Below are 13,706 nucleotides of genomic sequence, written 5' to 3' on the forward strand. Positions count from 1 at the left end.
TCCCGGGATACCAGAGCGACGCAGTGGTGTGTGTCAGCGGCGAGGATAGGTGTTCGTCAGCAGCAGCTTTCCCGTAGCTGCGGGCGCCGTGTCGACACATGCGGCGTCGATCACATACGCCTCAACCTGCTTACTGTCCGTGGCGTGCGGGAGCACGACGAGGTAGGCGTTGTCACCCTTGTACTCGCCCTGCTCGAAGGCGATCGGGGACTCGGTCCGGCCGGTGCCCTTCTGGATGCAGGGCGGCACCGCCGGGCGTTCCATCGTCCGGGGTGAGGCCGGACTGGTTTGGCCTTCGATGGACGGGCCCTTCTCGATCCGCTGCTCCGGCTGACCGGAGCTGGTGGCGAGCAGTGCCTGCACGCGGGTCTGGAGGCCGGACGCGGAGAAGTCCTGGGAGTCACCTGTTGCTGTGCTGACGCTGGTGTCCTTCTTGGCCGAGTCGGCGCTGTTCCCACCGGTGGGCTGCAGCGACTGGAGGAGCAGGACACTCATGCCGACCGCGGCGGCGCCGAGGACGGCGCCCAGCACAGCTTTGCGGCGCCTCGGGGCCTTGTGGCTGCGGCCCGGGCCGGTTGCGGCGCGGGCGTGGCCGGCTGGACGGTCGGCAGGGGTGGTCTCGGCCTGCTGTGGGGAGAGCGATGTTTCACGTGAAACATGCGCCGCTTCTTCGGGCGTGGTCGCGTTCAGGAGAGCCTCAGCGGCCAGAGCGGCATCGATGCGGCCCGCGACATCGTCGGGCATCCGATGGGCTCCAGGCAGTGTGCCGAGCAGCCCGCGGATCTCTTCGAGGGACGCACGTACATCGGCGCACAGGGGACAGCTGTCAAGATGCTCCCGCACCTCGGCAGTTCGGGACGGGGAGAGCAGACCTTCGGTGAGGTCGGAGATTTCTGACACGTCCGGATGCTGAGTCGTGTCGGCCGTGGAAGTCACGTGCGCCCACCTCCGCCCTTCACAGCTGCAGGATCACTTGTCCCTGCGTTCTCTTGCCCCGACTCCGGTGGGACGGATGTCCCCGGCGTCCGGTTCCTTCCCATGCCAAGCTGCGGGTTATCCCCTGCATCACCGCGCAGATGAGTGAGCATCGGCAACAGCCGTGCCCGACCGCGAGCGCACCGGCTTTTCACGGTCCCGGTCGGCACATCGAGGACGCGCGCAGCCTCCGCCACTGGATAGCCCTGCATGTCCACCAGCACCAGGGCGGCCCGCTGGTCGATGGGGAGCTTTGCCAGGGCGGCGAGGAGTTCGCGGTGTAGATCCTGCCGCTCAGCCGGTGCCTCGGCGGACTCATGAGGTTCGAGGAGCTGCTCCAGTCGCTCGGTGTCGTCGACGGGAGAGGTCTTCCGTGAGGCCGCCTTGCGTGCTCGGTCCAGACAGGCGTTGACCGTGATGCGGTGGAGCCAGGTGGTGACGGCGGACTGGCCACGGAAGGTGTGGGCGGCCCGGAAGGCGGACACCAGGGCGTCCTGGACCGCGTCCGCGGCTTCCTCTCGGTCTCCCAGCGTGCGCAGGGCAACAGCCCAGAGCCTGTCGCGGTGTCGCCGTACGAGCTCACCGAAGGCATCCGGGTCCCCCGCGACATGGCGAGCCAGAAGATCCTGGTCACTCATGTCGCCGAGTGTCGCGTCGTCCAACGGTGAGCCCCCTCCCCTGGTGCCGTCAGCTGGTGATCTTGATCTCCGCTACTTTGCCCCGCCAGTCGCCGTCGCCGCTCGGCGGCAGCTTTGTCAGCCAGAGCAGAACGTATCGCGCCTGTACCGGCTTACCGGGCTTGAGGGACACATTCGCCCCGGTCCCGGCCGAGACCTTGGTGAACTCGCGGAACCTCGTCGGCTCCGCCGTGGTTCCCTCGGGTGCGGCCCGAAGTTCTACCGATGTCTCGCCACCGAGGAACGAGACATCCACAGTGCCGACCTGCTGGACCTTGCCCAGGTCAAGAATGATGCCGACGCCGGCCTTCAGATTCCCGAAGTTTGAGGACTTGTAGGCATCGGTGTTCCAGTAGCTGGTCGGGTCGCTGTCGTAACTGTTCTTGACCCCGGCAGGCTTCTCGGAGAGATCCTGGCCGAAGGGGTCGAAGTCGCGGGCACCGGCGATGGCCACCGGCTTGCCGGACTTGTCGTCGTCGGTGTTGCTCTCGCCGCTGTTCGACTGCGACGTACCCGGATCGACCGGGTCCTTCTTGCGGTCGATGAGCTTGTCGGCGATCTGCCAGCTGCCGAGTCCCAACGCTGCGATGAGCAGCGCGGCCACGGTCCACTTGAGGACCTTGCCGGTGCGGCTCTGGAGCGGCGCCGGCGGGGTTGCCACCGGCTGGGGTGCCGTGGGGCCGGGACGTGCCGCAGGACGGCCGTACGTGCCCTGCTGGTACGTGGTCCGCTGGTACTCGGGCGGAGAGGTGAACGCGGGCTCCGGCGGCCGGATGCGGGGCATCGCGGCGACCGCCTTGGCCAGTTCGTCGGGCGTGGTGCAGGGCGGCTCCTGGCGGGATGCCGTGGCGCCGTCGTTGACCAGGGCGCGCATGGCGAGCTCGGAGAGCCCTCGGTGCACCCCGGCCCGTACCTGGTCGGGAGCGAGGAGTCCGACGCCCTTGGGCAGGCCGGACAGTCCGTACGCGTCGTTCTCGTACGGCCAGCGCTGGGTCAACGCGGCGTAGAGGAGGGCGCCGATCGCCTCGGTGTCGGTGCGCTGCGGTCGGTCGGCGGTGATTCCGCGCAGGGCGGCGTTCACCGCGAGGCCGCGGATGCGGTACTGGCCGGTCGAACTCCTGAGCACCGCGCCGGGGGTGAGCCTGAGGTGTGCCAGCCCTTCACGATGTGCCGCGGCCATGGCCTGGGAGAGCTGGTCGACGAGCTGGTACGCGTCGTGCGGCTCCATGGGGCCCACGGCGAGCAGTGCGGTGAGCTCTGTCGCGTCCGGAAGCCACTCGTGGACGACGTAGACGAGGTCGTTCTCCTCGACGGCGTCCAGGACCTGTACGAAGCGGGGGTCGCCGAGAAGCGCCGACGAGCGGGCCGCCGCGAGCACGGAACGGGCCCGCGGGTGGTCGGCGGGGAGCAGATGGACGCCGACCGCGCGGCGCAATTTCTCGTCGACCGCACGCCAACTGCTGAAACCGTCCAGACGGGTGACGCACTCCTCGAGCCGATAGCGTCTGGCGAGCTTGTGACCACTGTGCAGTTCGGGCGTCGCGATGGTGGGATCGATGTCCTGCCGTTCGCTGCCTGTGTCCGGTGCGGTCTTCTCCGCTGTTTCCTGGGATTCCGCCGCCCCGTCGGTCGTGGCCTTGCCCGCCTGCGCGGTCAGCGGATCGTCTCCGCTGTTGTCGGCCACGTCGACGGCAGCCGTGCTACGTTCCGCCACCGTCGTTCCTGCCTCCCCATCCGTTGCGCATATTCAACAGCCATGCCAATTGTGCCCACAGTCGGCCGCTATGCACGACACACGGCGCCCGACGATGGTTGTGCGGGACCCGCGGGCTCCTTAACGTCCGAGGCGCCCGCGCACCATGCCGACCATTGCGTTGAGCTCATGGATGCGCATCCGCTTCGCGGCAACGAAGAAGACGCACAGCAACACGACCCCGCCGCCGGCCAGGGCAGCGAGCGAACCGAGGGCACTGGTACCCAGCGCCTTGATGATGACGAAGGCGACCGCACCTCCGGCCGCCGCTGCGGGAACGGAAGCCATGCAGAGGCGCGCGTACGTACGCATGACGTGCGCGCCGTCCAGATCGCCGCCGAGGCGCTTCTTCAGCCGCCGCCAGGCGATACCCACGCCGACGGCGTAGGCGAGGCCGTACGAGGCGGCCATGCCGACGACCGCCCAGCGGGCCGGCAGCACGATGAAGCTGAGCCCGGAGGCCGCGGCATTGACGAGGGCCACGATCACTGTGTTGTAGAAGGGGGTTCGGGTGTCCTCGTAGGCGAAGAACCCGCGCAGCACTACGTACTGCACGGAGTACGGGATGAGGCCGAGACCGAAGGCCATCAGGGTGAAGCCGATACCGCGGGCGCCCTCGGCGCCCGAGCCCGCGTAGAGCAGCGTCGCCATCGGCACGCCGAGTGCGAGGAAGGCGAAGGCGCACGGCACGATCGCAACGGCGGAGGTGCGCAGCCCGTACGAGATGTCGTCGCGCACCGCGGCGGGGTCGCCGTCATGCGCCGACCGGGAGATTCTCGGCAGGACCGCGGTCATCACGGAGACGGTGATGATGGCTTGTGGCATCTGCCACAGCAGAAGCGCGTAGTTGTATGCGGTGATGCCGGTGCCGGTGAAGCCCTGCTTCTCGGCCACGGAGCCCGCCCAGGTGGCGAGCTGGGTGACGACGATCATGCCGAGCTGATTGGCGAGGACGAAGAAGAAGGTCCACTTGGCGAGCCCGATGGCCTTGCCGAGACCGTGGCCCCTCCAGTCGAAGCGGAGCCGCATCTTGAAGCCCGCTTCGCGCAGATACGGGACCATCGCAAGCGCCTGTACGGCGAGACCGAGAAGGGTGCCGAGGCCCAGCAGCCGGACGCCTTCCGGGGTGATGGTCTCGGCCTGCAGCCGGGAGCCGGTGAAGCTGCCGAAGGCCCAGATGAAGGCGCCGAAGGTCGCGATGATCACGATGTTGTTCAGGACCGGGGTCCACATCATCGCGCCGAACCTGCCGCGGGCGTTGAGGATCTGGCCGAGCACCACGTGGAGGCCCATGAAGAACATCGTGGGCAGGCAGTAGCGCGCGAAGGCGACCGTTACTTCCATCCGCTCCGGGTCGGACGCGATCTCCGTCGACATCATCCGGATGAGGACGGGCGCGGCCAGCACACAGACCGTCGTGACGCCGGCGAGCAGCACCACCACGAGGGTGAGCAGCCGGTTGGCGTACGCCTCGCCACCGTCGTCGTCGTTCTTCATCGCCCGCACGAGCTGAGGGATGAAGACCGCGTTCAGAGCACCGCCGCCGACCAGTACGTAGATCATCGTCGGAAGGACGTTGGCGACCTGGTAGGAGTCGTTGAGCGTGCCGACACCGATCGCCGCGGCCATCACGAGGGTGCGCAGGAAGCCCGTCATCCGGGAGACGATCGTGCCCGCCGCCATCACAGCGCTGGACTTCAGCAGGCTGGAGGCCCGGCCGTTCGGCTTCTTGGGAGCCGGGGCTGCCGGGAGCGGTTCGGGCGAGGGCTCGGGCTGACCGGATGCCTGCTGGTCCCGGAAGAGGTGTGCGAAGGCGTCGGGCTCCGGCTCCTGCTCGCCGGCCCGGGTGACCAGATCGTCGACGCCGGTGAACTGGGTGGTCCTGGCATCGTCGCCGTACGGCAGGTGACGGGACGGCCCTGCGGGCTCGGGCGGCGGGGTCTGCGCCCAGATACGAGGGTCCGGTGTGTGCTGCGGGGACGGCGGCTGCTGGTACAGCGGCTGGGGCTCCTGGTAGGTGCCCGGGGGTGGCGGCGGGTGCGCGGCGCGGTCGTAGAGCGCCTCGGTCACCGGGTCCTGGGCCGACAGATCCTGCGACCCGTAGGGATCATGGGCATAGGCGTCCTGGACGTACGGGTCCTGTGTGGAGGGCTCAGGGGTCGGCTGCGGCGGAACCTGGCCTGCCGGGTCTCTGCTCACACCCTGGCCGCGGTCACCGTCGTACGGCGCGTTCATTGCAACCCCACCTCATCGTCCCCGGCCGACCGGCCACGACATCGCTCAACGGTCCACTTTCTCACCAGTGCCGGACGGGTCGCCGCTTTCCGGTCCGGTGTCCGGTGTCGGGTCACTCGCCTGCCCGGGATCGGGGCTGTCGATGCCACCCTCGGCGTCCTCAGTCTCGTCGGAGTCGTCGGAGCCGTCCGCGTCATCAGCGTCGGCGGAGTCATCCGAGTCTCCCAGCTCCTGAGACCCGTCTGCATCACTCGCGATCGCATCGCGGGCTGCCGCGCGCTTGCGCTGGCTGTACATCCTGATGCCTGCGAGGACGAGCAGCAGGACCCCACCCGCGATGACGAGCATCACAGTAGGGGTGATCTCCGAGACCTTCACCGTGAACTCCATGGCATCGCCGTACGGCTTGCCATCCTCGGTGAAGAGCTGTGCCGTCATCTTCACGGGGCCATTGGCATTGGCCGACGCTGCGAACTTCACCGACTGGCTGTGGCCCCCTTCGACCTTGATCGGCTGCTCGGCGGTGCCCTTGTCGTGGTCGAGGTTGAGGCGAGTGGGGTTGTCCGAGGTAAGCCGCAGGACCAGATGGTCGATTCCCTGGACCAGCCTGTTCTGCACGGTGACCGGGATCGTCGCGCTGCGTCCCGAGAGCGTGATGGCCGACTTCTCGATCAGCTGCACCTCTTCGGTGAGGCTCCGCAGATAGGCCCGTACCTGGTCGCGGTACTCCTTGGCCTCCACCGGCTTGCCTCGCCAGGAAGTAGACATCTCCCGGTCGATCGCCCGGCCGAAGGGGGTCTCCACCCGGTCCTGCGCCGTGAGGATGACCTTGAAGTTGTCGAGGGTGTTCTGCGTGTTCCTGATGTCTCGGAACGCCTGGATCCGCAGCTCCTGCTTGCGCAGATGCCCGGGGTACCGGGAGGTGCCGGGCACCTTGGTCGTGGCACTGGCGTCCGGCTTGGCGCCCGCCGCCGCGACCAGGTCGAGCGGCTGCGTCCAGCGCTGACCGTCGAGGGCCTGCAGCGCACGTGCCATGGACTGCGCCTGGGACGCGGTGGGCATCCGCTGCGGGGCGACGACGATGCTCCGCTGGTTGTCCGGGTCCTGGAGGGTCAGAGCAAGTGTCTGGGCCAGGAACTTCTGGACCGCGAGCGTAGAATTCTCCGTGTTGATCATTTCGCCCGCGAAGGCCGTGGAGAGCCGGGAATCGGCGACCACCGCCGTTGTCCCGCCGCCGATCGGCCGGGCAGCGCTGGGCGTGTACGACAGGTCGTCCCGCAGGCTGTCACTGCGGGCGATCACCTTGTGGGCGCCGGCCGAGGTGGCGACATCCACGATCGAGGAGTCGATGGCACCGTCAACGGGCCAGGCGAAGTCGATCGACGGCTTCACATGGAGGATCGTCTCCACGGTCGTCTCGGCGACCTTGGTGGCCGGCTGTAGATGGCTGAGGGATCCGGAGACGTTCTTGCCGCGGTGTGCCAGGGACGCCAGATCAGGGTCGGCGAAGGGAAGCGCGACCACCTTGCGGCCCTGGACCGCGGCCTCGACGGCGCTCAGCCACCGCTTCGCGAGAGCCTGGTTCTTGCCCGCGACCGTGGTGTTCCCGTTCTTGACCTGGTAGTTCCTGGTCATCGCGTCGACGGTGGCCAGCAGATCCGGGTCGATGACCCAGGTGACGGGTAGCGTGTTGCCGAGCGAGACAAGCTGGTCCAGCCGCCCTCCCGGGGCGAGCTCCCCAGCCAGCGCCTCGTCCTCGAAGACGGGCGTCTGCTGCTCGTCCGAACCGGTCTCCGAGGTGAGGTGGGTCGAGGAGATCAGCGGCCAGAGATAGCTGAACTGCGTCTTCTTCTCGGTGGCCTCGGGCTGCCAGGGCAGGAAGGTCCGCTCGACGCCCAGGAGCTGATCGAACGGCTCGTCCGGGGTCTGGCCCGACAGGGAGACACCGAGCTGGTAGACGCCGTCCTCGTCGAGTTCCAGCTCATCGACCGGGATCCGGAGCGTGAAATCCCGGCTGATGCCGGAGAGGAGCTGTGGAATCTTGACGCTGTACTTGCCGCCGACGGGTGGTGCGTCGGCGACCGCGGCATCACCGGCCTGCTCGGCTGCCCGGTCGATCGCGATCCTGCCGGACAGCCTCGGGCCCACCCGGAGATCGATCTGGGCGTCGGTGACGGTCTGCTTGCCCTTATTGGTGACCGAGCCGGAGACGGTGAGCGTGTCGTGCTGCCCAGGGGCTGACGGCGTCAGAGTGTCGAGGGACACATCCACCGTATGCGAGGCCGAGGCGGTCTCGGCGGCGTGCGCGGCCGGTGTGGCGGGACCGCACAGCAGTCCGGCCACTAGCGGGGCGCCAAGGATCAGGGAGGCTGTGCGGCGCAGCCACCGGCGGGCAGGAGAAGGACTCATCCCCTGGAAGTCTGCCGCGTCGGCCACGCGCTCGCCCGTCCCTCGTCGTCTGCTGCCGGTGGTGGTTCTCGGTTCTTGCGTCCACGCATGGTAACGAGGTGCGCGGCGTCGAAGTGCCGCGGAGTGCCCCACATGATCGGAAGAGACTTCCGGGTGGCCGAGAACGCCGCTGCGAGCGGTTACTCTGTGCGCCGCCAAAAACGGGGACGCTCGGGTGGGCCGCGGCACGTACCCTTTTCTGTTGTGCCGAACGCCAACGAAGACAACTCCACCGCACTGAGCCAGGTGCAACGCCGCGCGGTCAGCGAAGTGCTGCGTGTCTCGCCTGTCGCCGACGATCTCGCCCGACGCTTCCAGGAGGCCGGGTTCAGTCTTGCCCTGGTCGGCGGCTCGGTCCGGGATGCGCTCCTCGGCCGGCTCGGCAATGACCTGGACTTCACGACCGACGCCCGTCCCGAGAACGTACTGAAGATCATCCGTCCGTGGGCGGACTCGGTGTGGGAGGTCGGGATCGCGTTCGGCACGGTCGGCTGCCAGAAGGAGGGCTACCAGATCGAGGTCACGACGTACCGCTCGGAGGCGTACGACAGGACCTCGCGGAAGCCCGAGGTGTCCTACGGTGATTCGATCGAAGAAGATCTCGTACGTCGCGATTTCACCGTGAATGCGATGGCCGTGGCGTTGCCGGAGAAGGTGTTCATCGATCCGCACGGCGGCCTTGAGGACCTGGCCGAGCGTGTTCTGAGGACCCCCGGTACGCCGGAGGAGTCCTTCTCCGACGATCCGCTGCGCATGATGCGAGCCGCCCGTTTCGCGGCGCAGCTGGACTTCGAGGTCGCCCCAGAGGTCTTCACCGCGATGAAGGATATGGCCGACCGCATCGAGATCGTCTCCGCCGAGCGCGTGCGTGACGAGCTGAACAAGCTGATTCTCTCCGCCCACCCGCGCAAGGGGCTGGGACTGCTCGTCGACTCCGGCCTGGCCGACCATGTGCTGACCGAGCTGCCGGCGCTGCGGCTGGAGAGTGATGAGCACCACCGGCACAAGGATGTGTACGAGCACTCTCTGACCGTCCTTGATCAGGCCATCGACCTGGAGGAGAACGGGCCCGACCTGGTGCTGCGACTGGCTGCGCTGCTCCATGACATCGGAAAGCCGCGCACCCGGCGCTTCGAGTCCGACGGCCGGGTCTCCTTCCACCATCACGAGGTGGTGGGCGCGAAGATGACCAAGAAGCGGATGACCGCGCTCAAGTACTCGAACGACATGGTCAGGGATGTCTCGCGACTGGTGGAGCTGCATCTGCGGTTCCACGGCTACGGCGCGGGCGAATGGACCGACTCGGCGGTGCGGCGGTACGTACGCGATGCCGGGCCGCTGCTGAGCCGGCTCCATAAGCTGACTCGCTCGGACTGCACCACACGCAATAGGCGCAAGGCGATCGCCCTCTCCCGGACCTACGACGGGCTCGAGGAGCGCATCGCGCAGCTGAAGGAGCAGGAGGAGCTGGACGCAATCAGGCCCGACCTGGACGGCAATCAGATCCAGGAGATCCTGGGCGTGGGGCCAGGCCCGGTGATCGGTAAGGCGTATGCGTTCCTGCTGGAGCTGCGTCTGGAGAACGGGCCGATGGAGCATGATGCGGCGGTCGCGGCGCTTAAGGAATGGTGGGCGACGCAGGACTGACCGGCGCTGAGCGTGAAACGGCGCCATGTTTCACGTGAAACATGGCGCCGGATCGACGAGTGAGGGGCGATGTTTCACGTGAAACATCGCCCCTCGGTGTACGCGGCTGCTTCCGTGCCTACTTCTTGATCTTGTTCAGACAGAGTACGAACTGCTTGCCCGAGCTGCGCCGGCCGCCGCGCGTCTGCTCGAAGTAGCCAACGTCGGACTTGCCTTCGCAGAGCTTTTGGTCGGTCGTGTCGGGGTGAACCTCGACCACCTTGTAATCAGCCTTCGCGTCGCCGCACTTCACTACCTGGAGATCGGGAGTGATCGTGGAGCCGCTGTTGTGCATGCAGTCGCCGACCTCCGCCTTGTCGGCGTCGTCCTGGCTCGTGAAGTAGACGATCGCGAAGACTATGAGGGCGATGACCACGCCGATGATCTTCAGGATGTTCTTGATGCCGAGGCCGCCACGCCCGGACGGGGGCGGCGGGGGCGGCGTCGCGCCCCACTGCTGCTGCGGCGCGTACGGCTGCTGAGGCTGCTGGGGGTGCCCGTACCCCGGCTGCGGCTGCTGCGGGTAGGGCTGTTGCTGCTGCGGATATCCGTAGCCGGGCTGCGGCGGGTACGGCTGCTGAGGCTGCTGTGCGTACGGGTCAGGGTGTCCGTACGCGCCTGGGCCCTGCTGAGGCGGATGGGTCATGCGGGAGTCCCCCAGTGAACGTGTGCGATCGAGTCTTTGACGCGCGCACGCTATATCACCGCGCCAACACGACTCCAACGGGCCATGGTTGCGGCAACGGTCGCGTAGATGACCGCGACCACGATGGCTAGCTGAACCGACCGTCCGTCAGGAGGCAGCATGAGTGCGGCGATCGCCGCAGCACCCACGAAGGCGACATTGAAGAGCACGTCGTAGATGGAGAAGACCCTGCCGCGGAAGGCGTCGTCCACCGACATCTGCACCACGGTGTCCGTGGCGATTTTCGCGCCCTGGGTGATCAGTCCGAGGACGAACGCGGCGACCAGTATCGGCTCGGGTTCGAAAGGCAGTCCCAGCGCCGGTTCGAGGATGGCAGCCGTCCCCGCGCACACCGCCACCCAGCCGAATTGGCCGAGCCGGCCGACCGCCCAAGGGGTCAGCACGGCCGCCGCGAAGAAGCCGGCGCCCGAGATGAGAATGGCCAGGCCCAGCAGAGCCAGGCCGTCCGACTGCTTCTCGTACCAGGCGTACCGGCACAGCATCAGCACCATGACGGTCAGCGCGCCGTAGCAGAAGCGCATCGCCGTCATCGCGATCAGTACAGCGGTCGCCGCTCGGCGTTCTGCCAGATGCCGCAGTCCGCCCGCCAGGCCGCGTGCCGTGGAGGTGAGGGCGGACCTCAGCCGCGGCTGCACCAACTGCGGTTCGGGGCCCAGCAGGTCACGTGGCATCCGTAGGGAGGCAAGCGCGGCGCAGAGGTAGAGCACGGCACCGAGAAGCACCACCGCGGCGTCGGAGTCCGCCGACACCAGCCGCACGGCGAAGGCCAGCCCGCCGCCGGCGGTCGCCGCGAGCGTGCCCGCCGTCGGCGAGAGAGAGTTGGCAATGACGAGTCGGTCCGCGTCGACCACCCGGGGCAGCGAGGCGGAGATCCCCGCCAGTACGAAGCGGTTGACCGCCGTAACGGACAGGGCGGAGGCGTAGAAGAGCCAGTCGGGCACCGAGACGAGGATCAGCACGGCCGTACCGCTCGCGAGGAGAGCCCGCAGCAGATTCCCGTAGAGGAAGACCTGCCTGCGCTGCCAGCGGTCCAACAGGACGCCGGCGAACGGACCGATCACGGAGTACGGCAGCAGCAGCACCGCCATGGCGGAGGCGATCGCGGCCGGTGAGGTCTGTTTCTCCGGGGAGAAGACCACGTACGTGGCGAGCGCGACCTGGTAGACACCGTCGGCCGACTGGGAGAGCAGCCGGACAGCCAGCAACCGCCGGAAATTCGTCAGGCGCAGGAGTACGCGCAAGTCACGTACGACAGGCATGCGATCAAGCGTCACACACGCGGAGGGTCCCCGGGCGGATAACCCGGGGACCCTCCGCGGTCGAGCAGGCAAACGCTTAGCGCTCGACCTCTCCCTTGATGAACTTCTCGACGTTCTCGCGGGCCTCGTCGTCGAAGTACTGAACCGGCGGGGACTTCATGAAGTACGAGGACGCGGAGAGGATCGGGCCGCCGATGCCGCGGTCCTTGGCGATCTTCGCAGCGCGCACGGCGTCGATGATGATGCCCGCGGAGTTCGGGGAGTCCCAGACCTCGAGCTTGTACTCGAGGTTCAGCGGGACCTCGCCGAATGCACGGCCCTCGAGGCGCACGTACGCCCACTTGCGGTCGTCCAGCCAGGCCACGTAGTCCGACGGGCCGATGTGGACGTTGTCCTCGCCCAGCTCGCGGTCGCGGATCTGCGAGGTGACGGCCTGCGTCTTCGAGATCTTCTTGGACTCAAGGCGATCACGCTCGAGCATGTTCTTGAAGTCCATGTTGCCGCCGACGTTCAGCTGCATCGTGCGATCCAGGATGACGCCCCGGTCCTCGAACAGCTTCGCCATGACGCGGTGCGTGATGGTGGCGCCGACCTGAGACTTGATGTCGTCACCGACGATCGGGACACCGGCCTCGGTGAACTTGTCGGCCCACTCCTTGGTGCCGGCGATGAAGACCGGGAGGGCGTTGACGAAGGCGACCTTGGCGTCGATGGCGCACTGCGCGTAGTACTTCGCAGCGTCTTCGGAACCGACGGGCAGGTAGCAGACCAGGACGTCGACCTGCTTGTCCTTGAGGATCTGGACGATGTCGACCGGGGCCTCGGCGGACTCCTCGATGGTCTGGCGGTAGTACTTGCCCAGGCCGTCGAGCGTGTGCCCACGCTGCACGGTGACGCCGGTGGACGGCACGTCGCAGATCTTGATGGTGTTGTTCTCGCTGGCGCCGATGGCGTCCGCCAGGTCGAGGCCGACCTTCTTGGCGTCGACATCGAAGGCAGCCACGAACTCCACGTCGCTGACGTGGTAGTCGCCGAACTGGACGTGCATCAGACCCGGCACTCTGCCGGCCGGGTCGGCGTCCTTGTAGAACTCGACGCCCTGCACCAGCGAGGCGGCGCAGTTGCCCACGCCGACGATGGCTACGCGAACCGAACCCATTCCGGTTGCTCCCTGTGTGATCTCGGTATTCCGGATGAAACCCTGCGGAGCGCAGGGCCTCACTTGGCGGTGTCGTCGGACGGATCCGGCGGGGTGGAGTGCCCGGGGGGTGTGCCCCCGTACGGCTCGGCACCCCTGTGCCGGGGCAGGCCGCCCGTCTCTGAAGATGTGTTGTCCTGTTGAGCAGAGCTCTCGGGGGAGGACTGTCGCTGATCCCGCCCCGCTCGCTCGCTCTCAATGAGCTCGTTCAGCCAGCGCACCTCGCGCTCCACGGACTCCATGCCGTGTCGCTGCAGCTCAAGCGTGTAGTCGTCGAGGCGCTCGCGGGTGCGTGCCAGGGAGGCGCGCATCTTCTCAAGACGCTCCTCCAGCCGGCTGCGGCGGCCCTCGAGCACCCGCATCCGCACCTCGCGCTCCGTCTGCCCGAAGAAGGCGAAGCGAGCCGCGAAGTGCTCGTCCTCCCACGTGTCCGGGCCGGTGTGGGAGAGCAGCTCCTCGAAGTGTTCCTTACCTTCCGCCGTCAACCGATAGACGATCTTGGCGCGGCGACCCGCGAGTGAAGCGGCCAGCGCTTCCTCGGGAGCGCTGCCCGGTTCCTCGATCAACCAGCCGTTGGCGACCAGCGTCTTGAGGCAGGGGTAGAGGGTTCCGTAACTGAAGGCCCGGAAGATTCCCAGCGAGGTATTGAGCCGTTTCCGCAGCTCATACCCGTGCATGGGGGCCTCACGGAGCAGACCGAGCACAGCGAACTCAAGGATGCCGGAGCGCCTGCTCACTGTTGCCTCCCTTGCCGTCCCGGTCGCTTATG

The 13,706-nt window shown here is 67.5% G+C and carries 10 protein-coding genes; 1 reads left to right on the top strand and 9 read right to left on the bottom strand.

Annotation, left to right across the window (positions count from 1 at the left end):
• Positions 1-33: 33 nt before the first annotated feature.
• From OG729_RS19660 to OG729_RS19680, 5 genes are all read right to left on the bottom strand, one after another.
• Positions 34-900: an anti-sigma factor family protein gene (locus OG729_RS19660; RefSeq protein WP_405807371.1), complete on the bottom strand. Its 867-nt coding sequence runs from the start codon at positions 898-900 to the stop codon at positions 34-36.
• A 32-nt stretch (positions 901-932) separates the two neighbouring features.
• Complete coding sequence (sigM, locus tag OG729_RS19665; protein ID WP_360867145.1) at positions 933-1,637, bottom strand: RNA polymerase sigma factor SigM; 705 nt, start codon at positions 1,635-1,637, stop codon at positions 933-935.
• Positions 1,638-1,662: 25 nt separating this feature from the next.
• Positions 1,663-3,366, bottom strand: a complete 1,704-nt coding sequence (locus OG729_RS19670) for a serine/threonine protein kinase (RefSeq protein ID WP_405807372.1) — start codon at positions 3,364-3,366, stop codon at positions 1,663-1,665.
• A gap of 120 nt (positions 3,367-3,486) precedes the next feature.
• The gene (gene murJ, locus OG729_RS19675) at positions 3,487-5,640 is read right to left on the bottom strand and encodes a murein biosynthesis integral membrane protein MurJ (RefSeq protein ID WP_360867150.1); all 2,154 of its coding nucleotides are present in this window, start codon (positions 5,638-5,640) and stop codon (positions 3,487-3,489) included.
• Between the two features lie 45 nt (positions 5,641-5,685).
• Positions 5,686-8,076, bottom strand: coding sequence for a DUF6049 family protein (locus tag OG729_RS19680; protein ID WP_405807374.1), 2,391 nt, complete (start codon positions 8,074-8,076; stop codon positions 5,686-5,688).
• A gap of 216 nt (positions 8,077-8,292) precedes the next feature.
• Between OG729_RS19680 and OG729_RS19685 the strand changes: the two genes are divergently transcribed.
• Entirely contained in the window at positions 8,293-9,735 is a 1,443-nt protein-coding gene (locus OG729_RS19685; protein ID WP_360867156.1) for a CCA tRNA nucleotidyltransferase, read from the top strand.
• A gap of 118 nt (positions 9,736-9,853) precedes the next feature.
• Here OG729_RS19685 and OG729_RS19690 read toward each other — a convergent pair whose 3' ends face one another.
• From OG729_RS19690 to OG729_RS19705, 4 genes are all read right to left on the bottom strand, one after another.
• The gene (locus tag OG729_RS19690) at positions 9,854-10,420 is read right to left on the bottom strand and encodes a hypothetical protein (protein ID WP_405807376.1); all 567 of its coding nucleotides are present in this window, start codon (positions 10,418-10,420) and stop codon (positions 9,854-9,856) included.
• A gap of 50 nt (positions 10,421-10,470) precedes the next feature.
• Entirely contained in the window at positions 10,471-11,739 is a 1,269-nt protein-coding gene (locus OG729_RS19695; protein ID WP_360867162.1) for an MFS transporter, read from the bottom strand.
• Between the two features lie 76 nt (positions 11,740-11,815).
• Positions 11,816-12,898: an inositol-3-phosphate synthase gene (locus OG729_RS19700; RefSeq protein WP_360867165.1), complete on the bottom strand. Its 1,083-nt coding sequence runs from the start codon at positions 12,896-12,898 to the stop codon at positions 11,816-11,818.
• A 59-nt stretch (positions 12,899-12,957) separates the two neighbouring features.
• Positions 12,958-13,674: a helix-turn-helix transcriptional regulator gene (locus OG729_RS19705; RefSeq protein WP_360867168.1), complete on the bottom strand. Its 717-nt coding sequence runs from the start codon at positions 13,672-13,674 to the stop codon at positions 12,958-12,960.
• Positions 13,675-13,706: the final 32 nt, after the last annotated feature.

The sequence above is a fragment of the Streptomyces sp. NBC_00210 genome, from assembly GCF_045160975.1.
Taxonomy (GTDB): domain Bacteria; phylum Actinomycetota; class Actinomycetes; order Streptomycetales; family Streptomycetaceae; genus Streptomyces.